Raw genomic sequence first — 18107 nt, forward strand, 5'->3', positions numbered from 1 at the left:
GAGTGTTTCGATTACGATGGCAATGGTTTCATCGGATTCGGGGATATCAGGGCACTCTTCCTGATGTGGGGGACGTAAAGCAGAGCGGGAAAGAGCGTATTTTTTTGAACTGACAGGTGAAGTTACGGATGGGTGCTGCTACGTGAGGGGCCGCGTACCGGGCTACAGCTTCAGCTCCGGCGTTGACCGATGGAGAAATGTGTTTCCGCAGAAACGAAAAGAAAAAAAATTAGAACCGGGGTTTCCGGTACTTCGGGAGACAGTCCCTGCAGTACACAGGCCTGCCCTCGGTGGGCTTGAACGGCACTTCGCACTCTTCGCCGCAGTCGGCGCAGGTGGTCTTGTGCATCTCGCGGTCATCCCGGCTGCGGGTGTTGTCGCGCTCCCCGCGGTGTGCCGGAAGGCATTCTTTACAATAGACAGGCCTGTCGCCCGTCGGTTTAAACGGCACTTCACACTCTTTTCCGCAGTCGGAACAGATAACTGTGTGCATTTCCCTTGGGCCCCTGTCTCCAAAACGGGAACCCCTATCAAATCCTCTATTATACATTGAGTTACTCTTGCAGAAAGTCTGCCTATAACTATTGCTTCGTGAGTCTATATACCTGTGCATTGTGCCTGAATTCGGCCCCTCGTTTTTATGAGGTTTTTCAGACGTATCAGCGTCTATGATGCCCGTATCGGGTTTATTTATGCATCCCGGAATTAAAGTGGGCGCTTCGTCCGGAAGTTCCTGAATTTTTTAACCACAGCCCTTTTTCGGGGTGCATTCGCGAAACGGCAGCGGTGGTGGAGAAGACATGGAGTGCGCGTCGGGTTGCCCACGAAATGCAGCGAGGCGGCGCCCTCAAAAAAAAGAGATTAGAACCGGGGTTTCCGGTATTTCGGGAGACAGTCCCTGCAGTATACCGGGCGGCCTTCGGTAGGCTTGAACGGTACTTCACACTCTACGCCACAGTCGGCGCAGGTGGTCTTGAACATCTCGCGGTCGTCCCGGCTGCGGCGTTCACCGCGGTGTGCCGGGAGACAATCTCTACAATAAACTGGCCGTGATTCTGTCGGTTTAAACGGCACTTCACACTCTTTACCACAATCGGAACAGATTACGGTATGCATTTCCCTTGGGCCCCTGTCTCCGAAACGGGAACCCCTCTCAAATCTATCATACATTGAATTACCTTGCAGATATTCTGCACATATAATTCTATCCTGACAGCGTATATAATTGTGCATTGTCCTGATACGTGATTCCGGGCCGAACGACGCCGGGAACGATCCGGTTTCCGAAGCCTTCCGGGAGGGAGAGGGGGGCTTTTGAAAGGGCAGTCACGTTACCGGATCCGGTCATGCAGCCGTTTATGCAGGGGACGTTGCAGGAGTCTGAGTTCCTCCTCAAAATACTCGATCCACTCCTTCATAAGCAGCACCTGGTCCTGCTGCCCGTCCTCGATCGCTCTGAGCCGTGCGTCGAAGTAGGTAATCCATTCCTCCGTGATGGCGGCCTGCTCGCCGGTCGCCCCGATGATCCGGTTGATAGTCGAACGCTCTTTGAGAAGATCGTTATGTGCGGCCAGCAGTGCCTTCTCCTGCGTCTCCACCCGTGCATGCAACCGCTTTAACTGCAGCTCAAAGCATGCCGTCATCTCTGCCGCCGCCGCGGGGGAGATCCCGGGGCTCAACACAGGCTGAGAGGCTGGCGTCCCGGGAGCCGGTGCAGGACGTGCCGGTGCTCTCCGGACTGCCTCCTGCCTCCTCCGTTTTCCCGTCCCGCCTCCCATCTCCCGTAGAATCGATGCATGGTCCTTCCCCTCTCCCGTAAGGCGGGCGATGTCTGCAATCGTCCCGACTGCCGATTCCGTATAGAGTTTGACCCGCCCGAGCTGCCGGTACGAGAGGAGTTCATCATATTCCTGTGCGAATGCCCGCACCTCTCTTTCCGGAAGCCCGGTCCGGGCAACAATGGTGCCGATCTTGATCCTGTCCTTCTCGATTTTCACATCTGCCGCCCTCCGAAAAGCCCCCCGCCTCCGGCGAATTAATCCTGACAGATATCAGCGTCGCAAGGGTTAAAAATTCGGTATCGCTGCCGGGGAGGATCACCTTTATTCGCCCTGTCTTCCATCCATTGTGTATGGCGTTTCGGTCGGTCGCACTCCCGGGAGTCGGGACAAAATATGAACTTGAGACGGATAACGGGGATACCATTGCGATCGTCTATCTGGAAAACGGCAGGATTCAGCTCTACACCTCACCCTCCGGCGGGGAGACGTGCACCGTCGAACTCACCAACCCGGAATCCCGGCGGCTGGGCTCCGTCCTTTCGGGGGCGATCATGGAGGCTGAGGACGAGGGCGTGGAAATTTCCTTTTCAGCACTCGCCGACCTGCGCATCAGCGTGCATACCTACCTCGTGAGTCGTGCTATCGAAGGAATGAGCATCGCGAATCTCGCGATTCGGAGCCGGACCGGGGCCTCGGTTATCGCTGTCTCCCGGGGCGACAAACATGTGATAAACCCCCATCCCGAGTTCATCTTCGAGGCAGGGGACACCGTCGTCGTCATCGGGGAGGCGGACCAGCTGAGAACGTTCGAGCGCACGATACTGGAGAAATAATGCCGGGCCTTGCTGGTGCACTCCTAGTCTGCCTCGCTCTGCTCGTCCTTTCAAAACGGGTTCGATTTCCTCCCATCCCTTTCTATATCGGGGCGGGCCTCGTGCTCGGGGAAGCGGGCCTCGGCCTCGTTGCGGCTGACGAAATCTCTGCATTTCTGGCCCGGATAGGACTGTTGTTTCTCCTGTTTTCCATGGGTCTTCAGCTCAGGCCCGACCAGATCCGGATCCGTGGCTCCTCGTTTGCCGCTGCAGGCATCATCGACTGCGCCGTCAATATCCCTCTTGGCTTTATCGGGGGGCTTGCACTGGGAATCCCGATCTACGAGGCGCTGCTGATCGCCGCGGCGTTTTACATCAGCAGCTCGGCAATGGCTGTCGCCTCGCTGATCGAAAATAAAAAGCTGTTCCTTGCCGAAGCGGAGACAGTCGTCTGGCTGATGGTCTTCGAGGATATCGTCCTCGTCCTCTTTGTGGCGCTCTTCTCCTCGACCGGGCAGGGAGCAGTCTCCGTCTTTGCCAGAACGGCAGTCGTCGTCGCTGCCTGTTTTCTCGTCGTCCGCTATGGACGGCAGGCCCTCATATCGCTCCTCTCACGCGAGGACGAAGTCCCCCTCGTCTTTTCATTCTCTGCCGTCATCGGAGCCGCCTGGCTTGCAGGGATGCTCGGCGTTCCGGAAACCCTTCTCGTCATCGCTCTCGGATCCGCCCTTTCACAGACCGTCCCCGGCGTCCTCGAAGCGCAGATCCGTCCGTTTCGTGACGTATTCCTCATCGTTTTCTTCGTATTTTTCGGCATTACCATCGACTTTGCCGGAATCCCGCCTCTCCCGGCACTGGTGGCACTTGCCGTGCTCGCGCTCCTCTCCAAACTCCTCTCCGGCGCCCTGATCGGCAGGGTCGTGCACCGCCGGGCCGGATCCGGTGTGGAGATCTGGTCCCATACCGCCGCCCGCGGGGAATTTTCAATCGCCCTTGCCGCCGTCTTCGGATCAGCGGCCGTATCGGGGACGGTGGCCGCACTCGTGGTGATAACGTCGCTTTGCGGAGCCCTGCTCGGCAAGTACGGCACCGCCCTCTTTCCCCGGGCGCTCCGGAACGTATCCGACAGTCACCGCTCCGGACGCCCCTGATGGCGGGCGACCCAACCCGGTGCAAACCGGTGCATGAAATATGCAAACGATTTGTTTCTCCCCATCGCACCTCCGGTGTCATACCGGACGAGAAGTTCTCTCATGAAGTGGATCCGGGACATCCCGCCCGGGACAATCCGGTTAAAATCCTCTTTTGTGAGAGAATCGGTCGATGTGATCTCCTCCGCAATACCGAACCGCCGCAATGCGGAGAGGGGGATCCCCGCAAGATACCAGCTCTCGATCTCGGTGATGACGATGACGATCCGGCCCTCTGACACAGCATGGTGGTACCATGACCGGATCTCCCGTTTTTTCGTGGCGATCGTCGGTGCGGTGTCGATATCGCGCACATAGAGGTACCCCGCACCGCTCTTCCTGACCGCCCGCACGAAGAGTTCGGTGCGTTTCCGCTTTTCCCGTGCGTACTTCCAGATCTTCACGCGGTATCCTTCATCGGCAAGGATCGGGAGAATTACCCTGGCGAAGAATCGTTCGTCGTCATTTCCCTCCAGAAGGACGTACAGGAGCGTGCTGTGCATAGGCGATCAGAGCAGATTCTGGACATAGAGCTCCTCGATGCCCATTGTCGCAAGAAATATTCTCAGGTCCTCGCTCTCCGCCGGTCGGGCGATTTTCGAAAAGCCCCTCTCGTCGCGTGATATCAGGAAGAGGTTCTCTGCTCCTGCATTTTTCACAAATTCCGGGTTGTGCGTCGTGATGATGAGCTGGGTGCCGATCCTCTCCGGCACCTCTTTCATCATGTCGATGATCTTTGAGATCAGGAACGGGTGAATATTCCGCTCCGGTTCCTCGAGCACGATCACCGGCTTGGTTTCGAAATACAGCGCGACGATGAGGGCAGTGAGATTGATCGTTCCGTCGGAGATCAGGGGTGCCGGGATTGAGGCGCAGCCGGTGTACCGTTCGCGGATCGTTGTCACCAGTGTCCTGTCGGCCATCCGCTCGACGCGGAACTCTTCAATAAAAGGAAAGAGCTCGGCGGCAAACGCCGCGAGCATCTCCTTCTTCTCCGGATCCGACAGAATGCGTCGCAGGACGATAGCGAGATTACTGGCATCGGGCTCCAGATCGGCTCTCCCGACAACGGGCGTCGCCCGTTTTGAGAGCTTCGGATCGAAATCATAGAGGGCGATACTCCGGAAGAAATCGGCGGTGCCGTAGGCCACAGGGGAGAGAAGGGGAAAGAGTGTCGGATTTTCGAGGAGCGATCGTTTCGGGGAGAGCGGCTCGGCGTATGACGGGAGCCTGAACAGCCCGGCAACCGTCTCCGGGACAACGGATGCGCGAATATGATCTCCCTCCCGTTCAAGCGCCACGTACCCGCCGCCGAGGTGCACCTCATCGCCGCCGTTCACCCTACGGGAGAAGGAGCAGGATGCTTCGAGGCGCTCGGCGAAGACGGTATAGCCGTCACCGGCGGGGGGAAACCGTATCGTAAGGCTGTAGGCGATCCTGAAACAGCGTGCGACGATCCGCCCCCCGTCCTCTTCGCAGAACTGGAGTGACGCCGGATGCGCCGTCGCGTCGATGATGCACGATGCCGACTGGTCACGGCTGCCGCCGATGCAGAGGTTTCTCAGGTATTCTGTGCCGCCCTGAAGCGAAATTGCATTTTCGAGCCCCCGGGATGCAATATCCCGAAAATACCTGATGTTGCTGATGAAATTCGACTTTCCCGCGGCATTGGGCCCAATCAGGACATTGAATCCGCCCAGTTCCATGTGGAGGCTGTTAAAGCTCCTGAAATTCTCCGCATTTATCTCCAGAAACCGCATGCCATGATCCTCTCCCGAATCCCGTATTCATTGAACTGGCTGTCAGGGGTGATAAATCACCCGTCTCCGGGCAATAGCCGGGCTGAAGGACGGTTTATGTAATGTGTAATCATGACTATCCTAGTACATCCGGAGTGCGAATGGGCGGTCGTATGCCCGATGGTGCCTGAAGCAGAACCGAAGTGGCAGACCCGGCACAGAAACGACACTGCGGGGGTGTATGGCCATGTCTTCCAATCATGATTCCGGGGAGGAGATTCGGACAACCGGATCCGGTTTCCCGGCTGTCAGGGTTGTCCGGAAAGATGTCAGGCGGGTGAGCATCCGCGTTCTTTCCGATGGAACGGTACGAATCACGGCACCGCCGGAGTTCGACATCGGACCTGTCATCGACCGGCACAGGGACTGGATTGTCCGGCAGCAGGCCCGCGTTTCCGCCTGTGCAGCGGAACACGGGGGATCCGAGCACGTCATGCTGCTGCACGGCCGGCCATATCACCTCGTCCCCGGACCCGGCTGTCTCGTGGACGAAATGGCGGGCGAGGTCCGCTACACATCTCCACTGACCCTTAAAAAAGCGCTTATCAGCTGGTTGCGGGAGGATCTTTCAGGGAGGATAGCCCGGCATGCCGCTCTCATGGACGTGTCACCGGGCAGGCTCAGTATCCGGATGCAGCGGACCCGGTGGGCGAGCTGTTCAGCCCGGGGGACCATAAGCGCCAACCTCCGGCTGATGGCCGTCCCCCCCGCCCTGCGGGACTACATCGTCGTTCACGAACTTGCGCATCTCATCGAACCGAATCATTCGGCCCGTTACTGGCGCCTTGTGACGGCATTCTACCCCGATTTCGCGGATGCGGAGCTGGAGCTGAAAAAATACTGGGTTGTCGTGGAAAGAAACGTCATCTGGAAGCAGATTCAGGAGCTCTAGGTGCCACGCAGGCCGCCCCTTATCTGCCTCTAGTCGTATTTTCCCTTGACGCCTTCCCATCCTGTGAAGCCGCAGTAAATACAGCAGTCCCCGTTGCAGTGCCTGCATTTCCGGGGAGGGCTTTTCACGAGGACCTTCCCTTTTTTATCGCAATAGACACAGCCCGCTCCTTCGCAATGCTGGCAGATCGCCTCGGTGTATTCTGGTGTTCCGGTCATGCTGGTGCTGTCACCTCAGTACAGGGACATGGGGTGCCGGTGATAAAGAATGTAGTTATCCGTCTCTGCAGGCGTTCCCCGTGTCAGTCCACCAGTACGAGCCCGACCGATTTGATATCGCCGTGCTCGATTTTACCGTATTCCATGTCCCTGCACGGGATCGGGCGGATATCCCACCCGACGTTTCGCGCCGTGGCGAAGACATCGATGCAGGACGCTTCCATGCTGGGCCGCATGAGGTCCATATGGCGGCAGAACCGGCGCATGCTCTCGTCGACAACCCCGTCCGTCGTCTCGGCGATACAGTCGTCACAGAATATGCAGGGGTACGCACCAAAGCCGAATGCCCGGTAAAAACCATCATAAAACGCCTTTTTCTCAAGATAATGAACGGTCGTGGCGATCCAGAGGATCATCTCCTTAAACCACGGGTGGAAATCCGCCGGAATGTCGCCGGGCTCTATCGTCGGGTGGGCAGGATCGCCGTCGAACCGGAGGAGTATCCCTGTCCGGTATTCGCGCAGCATCGCACCGGTTTCCGCGGGCCCCGGTGCGTAGGGCGGGCAGCTGAGGTGTTTGCCGTATCCCTTGCACCCGTACCGGCATTTGAACCGTACCCAGCTGGCGACGACGACGTCTCCGGCTCGAATCGGTGCGGCGACAGCACCCCGCTTCTCCGCAAGTGCGCACAGCTTCTCGATTTCATCACGAACAGCCTCCTCCATTCAGATACACTCCCTCTCCATCAGGTAGCATGAACCGGCGGGGGATAAATCTTCTGGGAGGATATCAGCGGGTTCCCGTATCCTCGGGGCACCGTGTCTGGAGAATCCGTGCCATGATCCGGCGTGAACTGCAGAATCCGTCTCCCGGATACGCCTCCGTCCTGACGACACGGGCGCTGATTCCCCTCTGACGGAGCTCTGTTTCGAGTCGCTCTTCCGAGAAATGCTGGTTGTACCCCAGCGTGATGATATCGGGGTGAATGTCGGCGATCGGGCGGAACATATCCTCCCGGTCCCCGAGGCGTGCGGCGTCGACGGGCTTGAGCGCCGCTACCATCGCGAGCCTCTGCTCTTCGGGGATCACGGGCCGCGGTTTGTGGCGTACGTTCTGATCCCTCGCAACGATCACGTGGAGTTCGTCTCCGAGGCTCCGCGACTGTTCGAGGTAGTAGAGATGACCGGGATGAAGGATGTCGAAGGTCCCTGTCGCTACCACGCGGACTATTCTATCACCTCCAGGATGCATGGCTGCCCGCCGGCGGTATAGCAGCGCCAGTCGTCTGCCCCGTACGGCGCCCCGACGATGATGTGGAACCGCCCGACAGACGGAAAAAACCGGAGATCCGCAGCCGACGGTTCGAGCACACCGTTCGGGTGGCTGTGGGCGCTGCCCGTCGTGCCCGTGCGGAGCGGCAGCATGTGCGGTGAGAAGGAGGCGCTTTCTTCGCCGCTTATCGTGCCCGGAACAAGCTCGAGCTCGTCCAGAATGCCGCCGTGGTCCCTGAGAATCGCGAGAAATTCCAGGGGGTGCTGGCTTTTCCCGATCTTCAGGAGCAGATCAAGCAAATCCCGCGAAATTCCCGGTTGCCTCATATGTACTCCCGTTCATGTTGCAGAGCGATCCACATAATCCTTTCACCCGTGGCAGGATGCATCAGAACGGCCCGTCCTGCTCGAAACTCCGCCCGAACCGGAGTGCGCATTCGGCCTTGAAAAGCTCCTTGCCGAGATAGGCGGCGTGATCAAGGAGGGAAACCCGGTCGTGCGCCAGCAGGGTCCAGAGAACGTCCTGCCACCGCTCCCCGCGAAATGCAACTCCGTTGTGGACGGCGACGATCATGCGGCCCTCGATCCCGATGCGGAGGTTTCCCCGGGGATCGTACGTGATATCGTCGGGCATGGGCATCGCATCGATCACCTCCGCATACGAGAGAGGAGGTTCGCGCCGCCGGCGTTTTTCCTTGATGACAAGGAGGTCGATGCCGAGATCCTTGGGGTACGGGCGATCCCGCACGAGTGCCATCATCTCCGTAGCGGTCCGCATCTCCCCGACCGATCCCAGAGTCTTGTCGGAGTGCTCGCTCGTGAAGATCACGGCAGCCCCGCATTCGTGTGCCATGCCCGCCAGCAGTGCATTGGCACCGGGGGAGTCCGCATCGAGCAGTTCGACAACGTTACCGGCCCCGAAGAAGAGGGGGCGACCGTCCGGTGCACAGGCACGCAGCGATAGAACGAGGCCTGATCCGACGGGCTGCAGCAGGGGATCGGCGATGAGACGGCTGATTCCTGCCGCCTCCGCCGCGCGGAGATTTGCTGCGAGATCGCGCTCTCCGGGTACAACGACCGCTGCCGCTCCCGCCCGGGCCACCTCTGCCGCCACGAGGGGGATATTCTCTTCCTGAAGCGAAAGGACAAGATCGGCCCGGAAGAGTGCCGCCCGGATCAGTTCGGGATCCTGGGAATCCACCGCGAGGGGGCCGGGGAGCTCCCGGAGTTCCGCGAAGCATCGTGCAACGTCGCCGGGTGTCGCATCGAACCCGAATCCCAGGTCAACGATATCCGCACCCGATGCGAAGAACCGTTCCGCGGCGGCGGCTATATCCGGGTGCCGGTGTGCGTCCATGATCTCCCCGAGCACCTTCATCCGGGACGTTCCTCCGATCTTCAGACCGCGGATCATGAAGTCGCACGGCGCCTCCTCCTCTTCCCGGCGGATGCGGGCCCTGGCAGCCTTCTTCCGTTCGGCGATGAGAAAATCGTCGGCCGGAACGGTCCGCGACAATGTTATCTCATCGAGACGGGGGAGGATGAGGGGGAGGTCGGCGGCGTGCCGCGGTCCCCGGAATATCGGCACGCCCGTATCCTTTTCCACATCCGCAAACGAGGCCGTGCACATCCCGGAAACGATTGCCATGTCGTATGATCCCCGGGAGAGATGCGAGCGAAGCTGGGCGGGAGTCAGGAATGATGCGATTTCACCGGTAACCACCACCTCGGCATCCATGCCCTCTGCGGCCCGCGTCACTAATCCCCTGGTAATGGAGCCGGTCGGGAGGAGCAGGCGCATAGGCTCTCATTAATATTGGAGAGGTGAAAAAAGATATGATCTGATGCTGAAATGCGACCTGCATATCCACACCTCGTTCTCCCGGGACGGGGAGAGCACGGTTGAGGAGGTGCTGGCACAGGCAGCGAGAGTCGGCCTTGATGCCGTTGCGATCACCGACCACGATACCGTGGAGGGCGCCCGCCATGCCCTCACTCTTACCACTCCCGTTACCGTGATCCCCGGCATCGAGGTGTCCACCCGGCAGGGGCATCTGATCGTGCTCGGTGTTTCAGACCCGGTTCCCCCGGGAAGGGATTTCGTGGAGACTGTCAGAATCGCACGGGAGATGGGGGGCGTGCTGGTCCTCCCGCACCCGTACCACCAGTGGAGGCATGGCGTCGCCCTGAAGGTGTCATCTGCAATATCCCTCGTCGATGCGGTGGAAGCGTTTAACAGCAGGTATATCACGGGATCGGCGAACCGGCGGGCGGCACGGGAGGCCCGGCTGGCCAATGTTCCCTGCGTCGGCGGAAGTGACGCCCATAACGCCCGGTTTGTCGGTTTCGGCATCACGCTCGTGGATGCAGACGGGACCGGTGCGGATGCCGTCCTCGCCGCCATCCGGGCCGGAAAGACACTGGCCGGCGGGCATATGACACCGCTCAGGACCTATACGCGGCAGTCGCTGAAGGGTGCGGTTCGCAAAATCAGGAAGCGTGTCCATTTATGAAGCGGCTGGGATTTCAGGTGTCATATTTTGGCGACCATTTTTTCGGATCCCAGATGCAGCCTGACAGGCGTACCGTCGAGGGGGAATTTATCGCCGCCTGCCGGTCACTGGGCCTCTTTGACGACTGGCGCGGCGCTGGATTTGCGTTTGCGGGGCGGACGGACCGGGGGGTGCATGCACGGCGGCAGGTGGCGGCGTTTACGACCGACGAGCCTGAAAGGGCAATTTCAGCCCTCAATTTACTGCTTCCTGCCGATTGCTGGTGTACCGGGTGGGCTCCGGTGCCGGAGATGTTCCATCCCCGTTTCGATGCCCGGCAGCGGACGTACCGGTACTTCTTCCCTGATCCCGATCCCGACATGGCGGCAATGCAGGCGGTTGCGGATGTGTTTGTCGGCACGCACGATTTCTCCCGTTTTGCCCGTGTGGCCGACAGAAATCCGTGCCGCACGATCCTCTCATCCCGCATGAGTGCCGCCGGCTCCTGTGCCGTCTATGAGGTCACGGGCGAGAGCTTTCTCTGGAACATGGTGCGCTGCATGGCGACGGCGCTGGCTGCGGCAGGAAAGGGGGAGATGACTCCCGAGGACGTCGAAGAAATCCTGTCTGATCCTCAGGGGGATCGCCTCGGCGCAGCGCCCGCGGGCGGCCTTATCCTCTGGGATGTCGACTGCGAGATTCGTTTCGAGCCGGTGGAAGCGGACCGGCGGAGCAATGGCTACTGCAGCTCACTCATACGGGAATGGCGGGTCCGGAAAAAAGTAGTGGAGTCGTTATGCCGGTCGGGCGTCGATCTCGGGGGGGAGAAGCCGGTCGATGAGGAACTGGGGAATGTCATCTGACCGCTTTACGGTTAAATAGAACCGCGCCTTGATGCCATCCATGCCAAGGTATTTCAGGTAGATCTGGAAGTTGGTCTGCATCGCCTGGATTCCCAACACGGTAATCGTCGCTTTCCGTTCCGAAATTTTCCGTTCCTCCCCGACGACGATCTTCTGTCCGGGATTCTGGTCCACCTGAATGATCATCTCGTCCTCGGCAGTCAGCGCGATCATTTTGGTATTGCCGATTGTCACGGGTTGTGCAAGGGGGAAGTGAACGTCGTATGTCGTGGTATACGGGTAGCTGTCACCCGGATCGGGGGCACTGATCTGCACATTCAGGGTGAGCACACCCACCACGACGATGGCGGCAAGGAGGGCGAGCAGTATGAGTGCGATTTTCAGTCTTCCGAAACCCTTCTTTTCTTCCCTCACTTCGACGACCCGCTCCCTGATGATCTGCGGCGGCACCACTGCAGCCGGTGGAGGAGACGGCGCTTCCTGTGGCGGTTTTGCGGGTTTTTCCTTTGGTGGTTCCGGGGGGGCGGGTTCTTCCGGCGGGGCCGTTTCTGCCGGTTCTTCGGGAACCGAAACCTCCTCCGGCGGTTCCTGTGCCGGTGTATTCGCGGCGGATTCCACGCTCTCCGTTTCCGGGTGTTCACCGGCGGTTTCCTTTTCGCTCATAGTTCTCCTGTGGGAAATAACGATATATGAGTATATAATTCTTCTGCAGCGATTATCAACAATGATAATCACTCCGGCACGAAAGAGCAAACCATCATTATCAATGATGACAGATAGACTACCTGAGGTTTCTCATGCCCGAAATCCCGAAAGAGGAATATATCTTACGGTGCACGTCCGCCTGTGCGGGATGCAGTTCCTCGCTGGTTCTGCGGTACATTTTCAAGGCGGCAGGCCCTGACAGTGTCCTTGTCGTCCCGGCATGCTGCACGAGTGTGATTCAGGGGATCTACCCGAATACGGCGATGAATATACCGGTTTATAATGTGGCGTTTGCGTCGGCCGCAGCCGTGGCGTCCGGGATGAGCTCGGCGTACCGTGCAATGGGGAGAAAAACGAATGTCATCTGCTATGCCGGGGACGGCGGCACGGTGGATATCGGTATCCAGGCTCTCTCCGGTGCACTGGAGAGAGGGACAGATTTCCTGTATATCTGCTACGACAACGAAGCCTACAGCAATACCGGCATGCAGAGGTCGGGGGGGACTCCCCTCGGGGCGAAGACGACCACGACGCCGGGAGGCAAGAAGGACAATAAGAAGGATCTCGACCGGATTGTCGCGGCCCACAACCTGCCCTACATGGCGACGGCATGCAGCGCCTACCCGATTGACCTCTACAAGAAAGTGAAGAAAGCCCTCTCAATCCGGGGCCCCAAATTCATCCATATACTCGCCCCGTGCCCGCCGGGATGGCGGTACCCGTCCGAGGAGACGATCGAGATGGGCAAACTTGCGGTCAAGACCGGCATGTGGGTGCTGTATGAGCGGGAGTACGGCACATTCTCCCTGACCGGGGCTTCCAGGGCAGCCATGAAAAAACGGCTTCCGGTGCGGGATTACCTCGTACGGCAGGGACGGTTCAAGGGGATTGACGAGGAGACCATCGATCTTCTCCAGCAGACGGTGGACGGGAATATGGAGCGATATGCCCGGGAGGTTGAGGGCATATGCTGACCGTCGCCACCGGGAACAAGGCGGTGGCAACCGCCGTGAAGCATGCAAAGCCCGCGGTAGTCGCCGCCTACCCGATCACCCCTCAGACGGAGATCGTCGAGCAGATTGCGAATTTCGTCGAATCGGGAGAGATGGAGGCGGATTATATTCCCGTCGAGAGCGAACACAGCTCGATGGCGGCGTGCATAGGGGCGTCCGCGACAGGAGTGCGTTCGTTTACCGCAACGAGCTCTCACGGGCTTGTCTATATGTGCGAAATGCTCCACTGGGCCGCGGGAGCGCGTCTTCCGATTGTCATGGCAAATGCCAACCGTGCGCTCGGCCCCGGGTGGAATATCTGGGCGGAGCACTCGGACTCCCTGTCCATGCGTGACACCGGCTGGCTGCAGGTCTACGTGGGGAGCGTGCAGGAAGCCTATGACGCGACGCTGATGGCATTCCGGATCGCAGAACACGAGGATGTCATGCTGCCGGTGATGATCAACCTCGACGGATTCACGCTCACGCATATCATGCAGCCGCTCGAGACGGTGGATCCCGGCGATTTCATACCGCCCTGCACGATAGCGCATGCCATCGACACGGCAAACCCCGGGGGGTACGGGACGCTGACACCACCCACCGAGCACTTCAAGTTCCGGTGGGATATCGAGCGTGCAATGCGGGATTCCGTGGAGGTTATCAGGGAAACCGAGGACGAATTCGCCCGCCGCTTCGGCCGGCGCTATGCACCCGTGGAGAAATACCGGTTCGACGATGCGGATGTGGTGGTGGTTGCCATGGGCACGCTCGGGAAAGAGGCGGAGGTGGCTGCGGATATCCTCCGCGACGAGGGCATCCGCGCCGGATCCGCCCGGGTGCGCTGGTTCCGCCCCTTCCCTGCCATTGATTTCGGGGAGAAGGAGGTCGTGGTGATTGACCGCGACTACTCGTTCGGGTACGGCGGCATTCTTGCCCGCGAACTTACAGCAGCTTACGGTATAACGCCGTACAGCGTGATTGCGGGACTCGGGGGACAGGAAGTGACGTACGATGATATTGCGGGCTTCGTCCGGGAACGCAGACCGGGCGGGGAATTCTGGTTCGGGGTGAGTGACTGATGTACGAAATTCGCCTGCACTCGCGGGGCGGACAGGGAGGGGTGACCGCTGCGAAGATGATCGCCCATGCGGCAATCCTGGACGGAAAATATGCAACCGCAAACCCGTTCTACGGCGCTGAACGGCGGGGAGCTGCCGTCGTTTCGTTCATCAGGATTGACGATCGGCCCGTCCGCGTCTACAGCCAGATCCGGAACCCGGATCTCGTCATCGTGCTTGACGCGACGGTCATGGAGACGGTCGATGTCCTTCAGGGAATAAAACCCGATGGCACGGTGCTGGTCAACAGTTCTCATCCGGTCGATACGAAAGGACATCCGGCAAGCCGGGTGGATTTGACGGCGATTGCTCTGTCGCTCGGACTCGTGCTGGCTGGAAGTCCGATTCTCAACACTCCCCTCCTCGGGGCGTGTGCGAAACTCGGGCTCATTTCCGTGGAATCGGCCCGGGAGGCTATCAGGGAGACGTTTAATGACGAGCGAAACGTGCAGGCATCGGATCGGGCGTATGAGGAGCTGGTGAAATGACTGCAAAGCTTGCGATCTCGCGCCCGGTGAAGGGAGCGTCGGGAAAGACCGGTTCGTGGCGGACATTCCGCCCTGTGGTCGACCGGGAGGCCTGCAATGCCTGCGGCCTCTGCGCACAGTACTGCCCCGACGGGTGCATCAGCGAAGAACTGGAGATCGACCTTGACTTCTGCAAGGGCTGCGGCATCTGTGCACAGGAATGCCCGAAGCAGGCGATAAAAATGGTCCGGGAAGAGGACTGACCTGATCCTTCCTTTTCTCTTTTGTTGTACGGCGACCCGTGGCGCAGGTAGAGTGGCGTGCCGGTCACAGGGTGCGTCCGTCAGGTTTCTGCCGTCCACCGCCATTTTCCGGCAGGAATGGAAATCTCGAACCTCGCGCCCTTGGAAAACGTACCGGTCTCCCGGATTTTCATCTGTGTGAGGCCAAGAATCTCCCGAACGAGAAACAGGCCGTAACCGGTATGCCTCCCGATCCCGCGTTCAAATACCTCCTCCTTTTTGTCGGGAGGAATTCCGACACCGTCGTCGGTGATGACAATCACGCCTGTTTTCCGGTCGTCAAGAAACGAGACCACGATACGTGAGAGGTCCGGGCCGCCGTACCTTACCGCATTGTCGATGAGGTTGTAAAAGACGCGTTCGAGCATGATATCGGCATATATCTCGAGATCGCCCGTACCGGTGACAAGGCGGATGTTTTCAGGCAGTATCGTTGCGGACGCCTTCTGCACTACGCTGTCCACCCGCTGCCATTCCGGGGAAGTCATCCCCATGGTTTCGTAATCGCGGGTAAATGTGATCTGGTTGTTGATGGTCTCGCAGGCACGGCCGATTTTATCACTCAGAGCACGCAGTTCCGGCTGGTCCCCGATCAGCCTGCGCAGCTCCGATGAATACCAGAGGAGGCCCTGCACCTGGTTGAGGATGTCGTGCCGGGTGATGCCTGAGAGGAGACAGAGCTTTTCATTCGCTTCCAGAAGTGCGATCTGCGCTTTTCTCTGCTCGGTGATATCCCTTATGAGGGCGATGCATTCGTGCTCGCCGCTTGCAAGGATCCGCGCCTCGAAGTGCCGCATCACCGAATCGATTCTCAGTTTGTAGAAATAATTCTGCTTTCTCTTCGTCACAAATGCCTGTTTTATGACTTTTTCAATCTGTTTTCTCACCCGGGCCGGCATGACGTCCCCGAGGGGTTTTCCGAGAAATTTCTCCGGAGGCATATAGAGCGGCACGCCGGGTGCCGCATTGTAGTCGAGGATGACACCCGCATCATTCATGCGGAGGATCAGGTCGGGAATCGTATTGAGAAGGGCCTTTGATTCCTTTTCCCTCTTTTTCAATGCTTTTTCAGCGTTTTTCCGGTCCGTAATGTCCTGGACCGACGCAATCGTCTGAACAGTGCCGGGTATCCGCGATATGGTGAGAAACGCCGGTACCTTTTCTCCGTCATATCTGATGAAGGTAAATTCATAGTTTTTCGGCACCAATGCGGGATCGATTCTTCTCAGGCGGTGGTAATCGGCCATCCGCTTCAGGTCCTCTTCGCTGACGAAGTCTGTCCATGACATCTGCCCTTCGATAGTTTCCCGGGAATATCCTGACAACCGCTCCATTTCCGTATTTGCGAGAAGTATTGTCGTATCGTCATCAATAATCAGCATCGCCGTTCCGGTATTCTCAAAAATCGTCCGGTACCGCTCTTCTGAGGCTCTGAGCTCATTTTCGAGCTGTTTTTGCCTGATAAGATCCGGGTCGTCCGGGATCTCTGTCCCGCTCCCCTCCCGTGCCGCCTGTCCGCCGGGAGCCCGCTGTGCCATGCACAGTATGCCCTCCTCCGTACCAGCCATCGCACCCGTGATCGGGATGCTCTCTCCCTGTGCACCGATCAGGCTGGTGGTAAAGAGAACGGGTTCGTGCATGGTGCGTGCCCGGTGCAGCGCAGCCCTGAAAGACGCCACACAATTCTGCGGAATTAGCCCGGCGAGTTTTCGGTCTGCATGGTTGTGGGCGAGCAGGTTCACCATAGTGCTGTTTGCCGAAACCACGCGATCGTCAACAATGCAGAAGAACAGTAGTCCCGATGTTTCGAAAAGATCCCCTCCCGGGAACTGCACTTTCTCCCCGCTTACGGAAATGCGTCCGCGGTCTGTCGGGGAATTTTCAGGCATAGCGTCTTTACTTATGGTCGGAGCTGCTTTTAATAATTGGGATTCCGGTGAAGTTCCGGAAAAAACGGTGGAAACGGCGGCAGATCACTCTTCGATCGGGCACTGCCCGATATATTCGAGATCGAGGGCATAAAAATGTGCATACCCGCAATTACGGCACCGTGTCGTAAGATGGTGCCCGCCGACGATCACATCGTGCACCCCGACGACACTGCAGTTTTTACAGGTGGCAATCGTGTCGAGTGTCCAGATATCATGGCTCCCGATACGGGTCGAGATGCCTTCCGGCTGTGCACGGTCCTCCGTCCTCGGGGTAAAGATGCGGGTTGCACCGCAGTTCGAGCAGATCACCTGTGCCTGAGGAGATACCGCTTTGATGATCTGATCCGCCTCCCTGCCGCAGTGGTGACAGACTGTCCTGTATCGGGTGAAGATGAACCGCTCTCCCATACCTGTGTATTTTACGGCGTGCAATAAAAGATGATCCATAAAAAATCCGGGGTGACTCGCCTCCCGGTATCCGTCATCTGTCTGCCTTTTTCAGGGTGAAACGGATAGCCGCTCCGGCATCCGGCTTACCGGAAACGCGGTCATCCGCGCGGATGGTACCGCCGTACCGCCCGATCAGGGTGCCGGTAATGAAGAGCCCGAGGCCTTTCCCCGTTCCGGGCAGTGTCCCTGTTGTAAAGCGGTTGAAGATCTCCTCCTTCATCGCGTCGGGAATACCCTTCCCCGTATCCTCGACCGAGACCTGCACGAATCCCTCCTCCGCGTCTTTTACCGTGATGTGCACCATGCCGTGTAAGCCCGCGAACTTTCTGCCGTTATCGATGAGATTGGAGAAGACGACGGAGAGAAGCTCGTCAGCCATCACCCAGACGGGAGTTCCGGAATACTCCATTTTTGTATCGGGAAACGTATCCATCTCCCGCCGGATGATCGTATCCAGGTCCACCGGTTTCAATATGGTTTCGTGATCTTCCAGTGCCCGCATCGTTGACACGTTCTCGATGATGTTGATGCCGTGGTGGATGCTGGTGATCATCTTGTTTGTATAGTTGCGCAGCGACGAATCGGCAACGTCCCGCAGCATCTCGGCGTACCCGAGCGATACCGTATAGGCGTTATTGATGTCGTGCGACATGATGTCGAGGTACAGGTTCGCGGTGGCATTGGACTCGTGGAGCTCTTCTGTCCGTGTGACGACGAGTTCCTCGAGCCGTTCGCTGTATTCCGTGATCTGTTCTTCAGAAGACCTCAGTTTCGATATCGTCTCTTTCAGGGTGAGGATCATGGAATTTATGCTCTTACCG

23 protein-coding genes are annotated in these 18107 nt (G+C 58.6%); 10 read left to right on the forward strand and 13 right to left on the reverse strand.

What is annotated here, in order from left to right; genetic code table 11:
* Positions 1-229: 229 nt before the first annotated feature.
* Complete coding sequence (locus tag APR53_04720) at positions 230-349, reverse strand: DNA-directed RNA polymerase (protein KQC03688.1); 120 nt, start codon at positions 347-349, stop codon at positions 230-232.
* A 479-nt stretch (positions 350-828) separates the two neighbouring features.
* On the opposite strand from APR53_04720, the gene APR53_04725 reads away from it, so the two are divergent.
* Positions 829-1053 (forward strand): hypothetical protein, encoded by a 225-nt coding sequence (locus APR53_04725; protein ID KQC03668.1) that lies wholly within the window; start codon positions 829-831, stop codon positions 1051-1053.
* Between the two features lie 278 nt (positions 1054-1331).
* Here APR53_04725 and APR53_04730 read toward each other — a convergent pair whose 3' ends face one another.
* Positions 1332-1997: a hypothetical protein gene (locus APR53_04730; protein KQC03669.1), complete on the reverse strand. Its 666-nt coding sequence runs from the start codon at positions 1995-1997 to the stop codon at positions 1332-1334.
* A gap of 134 nt (positions 1998-2131) precedes the next feature.
* Here APR53_04730 and APR53_04735 point away from each other — a divergent pair, with 134 nt between their 5' ends.
* Together APR53_04735 and APR53_04740 are read left to right on the forward strand one after the other, a co-directional pair.
* Positions 2132-2614, forward strand: coding sequence for a potassium transporter TrkA (locus tag APR53_04735; GenBank protein KQC03670.1), 483 nt, complete (start codon positions 2132-2134; stop codon positions 2612-2614).
* On the forward strand, positions 2614-3744 hold the full coding sequence (locus APR53_04740; protein KQC03671.1) for a sodium:proton exchanger: 1131 nt from the start codon (positions 2614-2616) through the stop codon (positions 3742-3744). Before APR53_04735 ends, APR53_04740 begins: the two co-directional genes overlap by 1 nt.
* Here the strand turns inward: APR53_04740 and APR53_04745 are convergent.
* Together APR53_04745 and APR53_04750 are read right to left on the reverse strand one after the other, a co-directional pair.
* Positions 3723-4286, reverse strand: coding sequence for a hypothetical protein (locus APR53_04745; protein KQC03672.1), 564 nt, complete (start codon positions 4284-4286; stop codon positions 3723-3725). The genes APR53_04740 and APR53_04745 overlap by 22 nt on opposite strands.
* A gap of 6 nt (positions 4287-4292) precedes the next feature.
* Entirely contained in the window at positions 4293-5543 is a 1251-nt protein-coding gene (locus tag APR53_04750; GenBank protein KQC03673.1) for a hypothetical protein, read from the reverse strand.
* A gap of 226 nt (positions 5544-5769) precedes the next feature.
* Between APR53_04750 and APR53_04755 the strand changes: the two genes are divergently transcribed.
* Positions 5770-6474, forward strand: coding sequence for a hypothetical protein (locus APR53_04755; protein ID KQC03674.1), 705 nt, complete (start codon positions 5770-5772; stop codon positions 6472-6474).
* Between the two features lie 29 nt (positions 6475-6503).
* Here APR53_04755 and APR53_04760 read toward each other — a convergent pair whose 3' ends face one another.
* From APR53_04760 to APR53_04780, 5 genes are all read right to left on the reverse strand, one after another.
* The gene (locus APR53_04760; protein KQC03675.1) at positions 6504-6692 is read right to left on the reverse strand and encodes a hypothetical protein; all 189 of its coding nucleotides are present in this window, start codon (positions 6690-6692) and stop codon (positions 6504-6506) included.
* 83 nt (positions 6693-6775) lie between these two features.
* Positions 6776-7417 (reverse strand): metal-binding protein, encoded by a 642-nt coding sequence (locus tag APR53_04765; GenBank protein KQC03676.1) that lies wholly within the window; start codon positions 7415-7417, stop codon positions 6776-6778.
* Positions 7418-7481: 64 nt separating this feature from the next.
* Complete coding sequence (locus APR53_04770) at positions 7482-7922, reverse strand: FAD synthase (GenBank protein ID KQC03689.1); 441 nt, start codon at positions 7920-7922, stop codon at positions 7482-7484.
* Positions 7919-8290: a proteasome protein gene (locus tag APR53_04775; GenBank protein KQC03677.1), complete on the reverse strand. Its 372-nt coding sequence runs from the start codon at positions 8288-8290 to the stop codon at positions 7919-7921. The genes APR53_04770 and APR53_04775 overlap by 4 nt, the downstream gene beginning before the upstream one ends.
* 61 nt (positions 8291-8351) lie before the next feature.
* Positions 8352-9764: a dihydropteroate synthase gene (locus tag APR53_04780; protein ID KQC03678.1), complete on the reverse strand. Its 1413-nt coding sequence runs from the start codon at positions 9762-9764 to the stop codon at positions 8352-8354.
* A 43-nt stretch (positions 9765-9807) separates the two neighbouring features.
* Here APR53_04780 and APR53_04785 point away from each other — a divergent pair, with 43 nt between their 5' ends.
* A complete protein-coding gene (locus APR53_04785) occupies positions 9808-10476 on the forward strand; it encodes a histidinol phosphatase (GenBank protein KQC03679.1) in 669 nt (222 codons plus the stop codon).
* On the forward strand, positions 10473-11318 hold the full coding sequence (locus APR53_04790) for a pseudouridine synthase (protein KQC03680.1): 846 nt from the start codon (positions 10473-10475) through the stop codon (positions 11316-11318). The genes APR53_04785 and APR53_04790 overlap by 4 nt, the downstream gene beginning before the upstream one ends.
* Here the strand turns inward: APR53_04790 and APR53_04795 are convergent.
* Positions 11250-11981: a hypothetical protein gene (locus APR53_04795; protein KQC03681.1), complete on the reverse strand. Its 732-nt coding sequence runs from the start codon at positions 11979-11981 to the stop codon at positions 11250-11252. The genes APR53_04790 and APR53_04795 overlap by 69 nt on opposite strands.
* 134 nt (positions 11982-12115) lie before the next feature.
* On the opposite strand from APR53_04795, the gene APR53_04800 reads away from it, so the two are divergent.
* The 4 genes from APR53_04800 to APR53_04815 are packed head-to-tail and all read left to right on the forward strand — an operon-like array spanning position 12116 to position 14866.
* Positions 12116-12997 (forward strand): 2-ketoisovalerate ferredoxin oxidoreductase, encoded by an 882-nt coding sequence (locus tag APR53_04800; GenBank protein KQC03682.1) that lies wholly within the window; start codon positions 12116-12118, stop codon positions 12995-12997.
* The gene (gene porA / locus APR53_04805; GenBank protein ID KQC03683.1) at positions 12991-14097 is read left to right on the forward strand and encodes a pyruvate ferredoxin oxidoreductase; all 1107 of its coding nucleotides are present in this window, start codon (positions 12991-12993) and stop codon (positions 14095-14097) included. Before APR53_04800 ends, porA begins: the two co-directional genes overlap by 7 nt.
* Positions 14097-14624: a pyruvate ferredoxin oxidoreductase gene (locus APR53_04810; protein ID KQC03684.1), complete on the forward strand. Its 528-nt coding sequence runs from the start codon at positions 14097-14099 to the stop codon at positions 14622-14624. The genes porA and APR53_04810 overlap by 1 nt, the downstream gene beginning before the upstream one ends.
* Positions 14621-14866: a ferredoxin gene (locus tag APR53_04815; GenBank protein KQC03685.1), complete on the forward strand. Its 246-nt coding sequence runs from the start codon at positions 14621-14623 to the stop codon at positions 14864-14866. The genes APR53_04810 and APR53_04815 overlap by 4 nt, the downstream gene beginning before the upstream one ends.
* 80 nt (positions 14867-14946) lie before the next feature.
* On the opposite strand, the gene APR53_04820 is transcribed toward APR53_04815, so the two are convergent.
* The 3 genes from APR53_04820 to APR53_04830 all read right to left on the reverse strand — a co-directional run bounded on the left by APR53_04820 (position 14947) and on the right by APR53_04830 (position 18088).
* Complete coding sequence (locus APR53_04820) at positions 14947-16794, reverse strand: hypothetical protein (GenBank protein KQC03686.1); 1848 nt, start codon at positions 16792-16794, stop codon at positions 14947-14949.
* 84 nt (positions 16795-16878) lie between these two features.
* Complete coding sequence (locus tag APR53_04825; protein KQC03690.1) at positions 16879-17244, reverse strand: hypothetical protein; 366 nt, start codon at positions 17242-17244, stop codon at positions 16879-16881.
* Positions 17245-17317: 73 nt separating this feature from the next.
* Positions 17318-18088: a hypothetical protein gene (locus APR53_04830; GenBank protein ID KQC03687.1), complete on the reverse strand. Its 771-nt coding sequence runs from the start codon at positions 18086-18088 to the stop codon at positions 17318-17320.
* Between the last annotated feature and the right edge of the window lie 19 nt (positions 18089-18107).

Origin of the sequence: Methanoculleus sp. SDB (genome assembly GCA_001412355.1) — an archaeon.
Lineage (GTDB): Archaea > Halobacteriota > Methanomicrobia > Methanomicrobiales > Methanomicrobiaceae > LKUD01.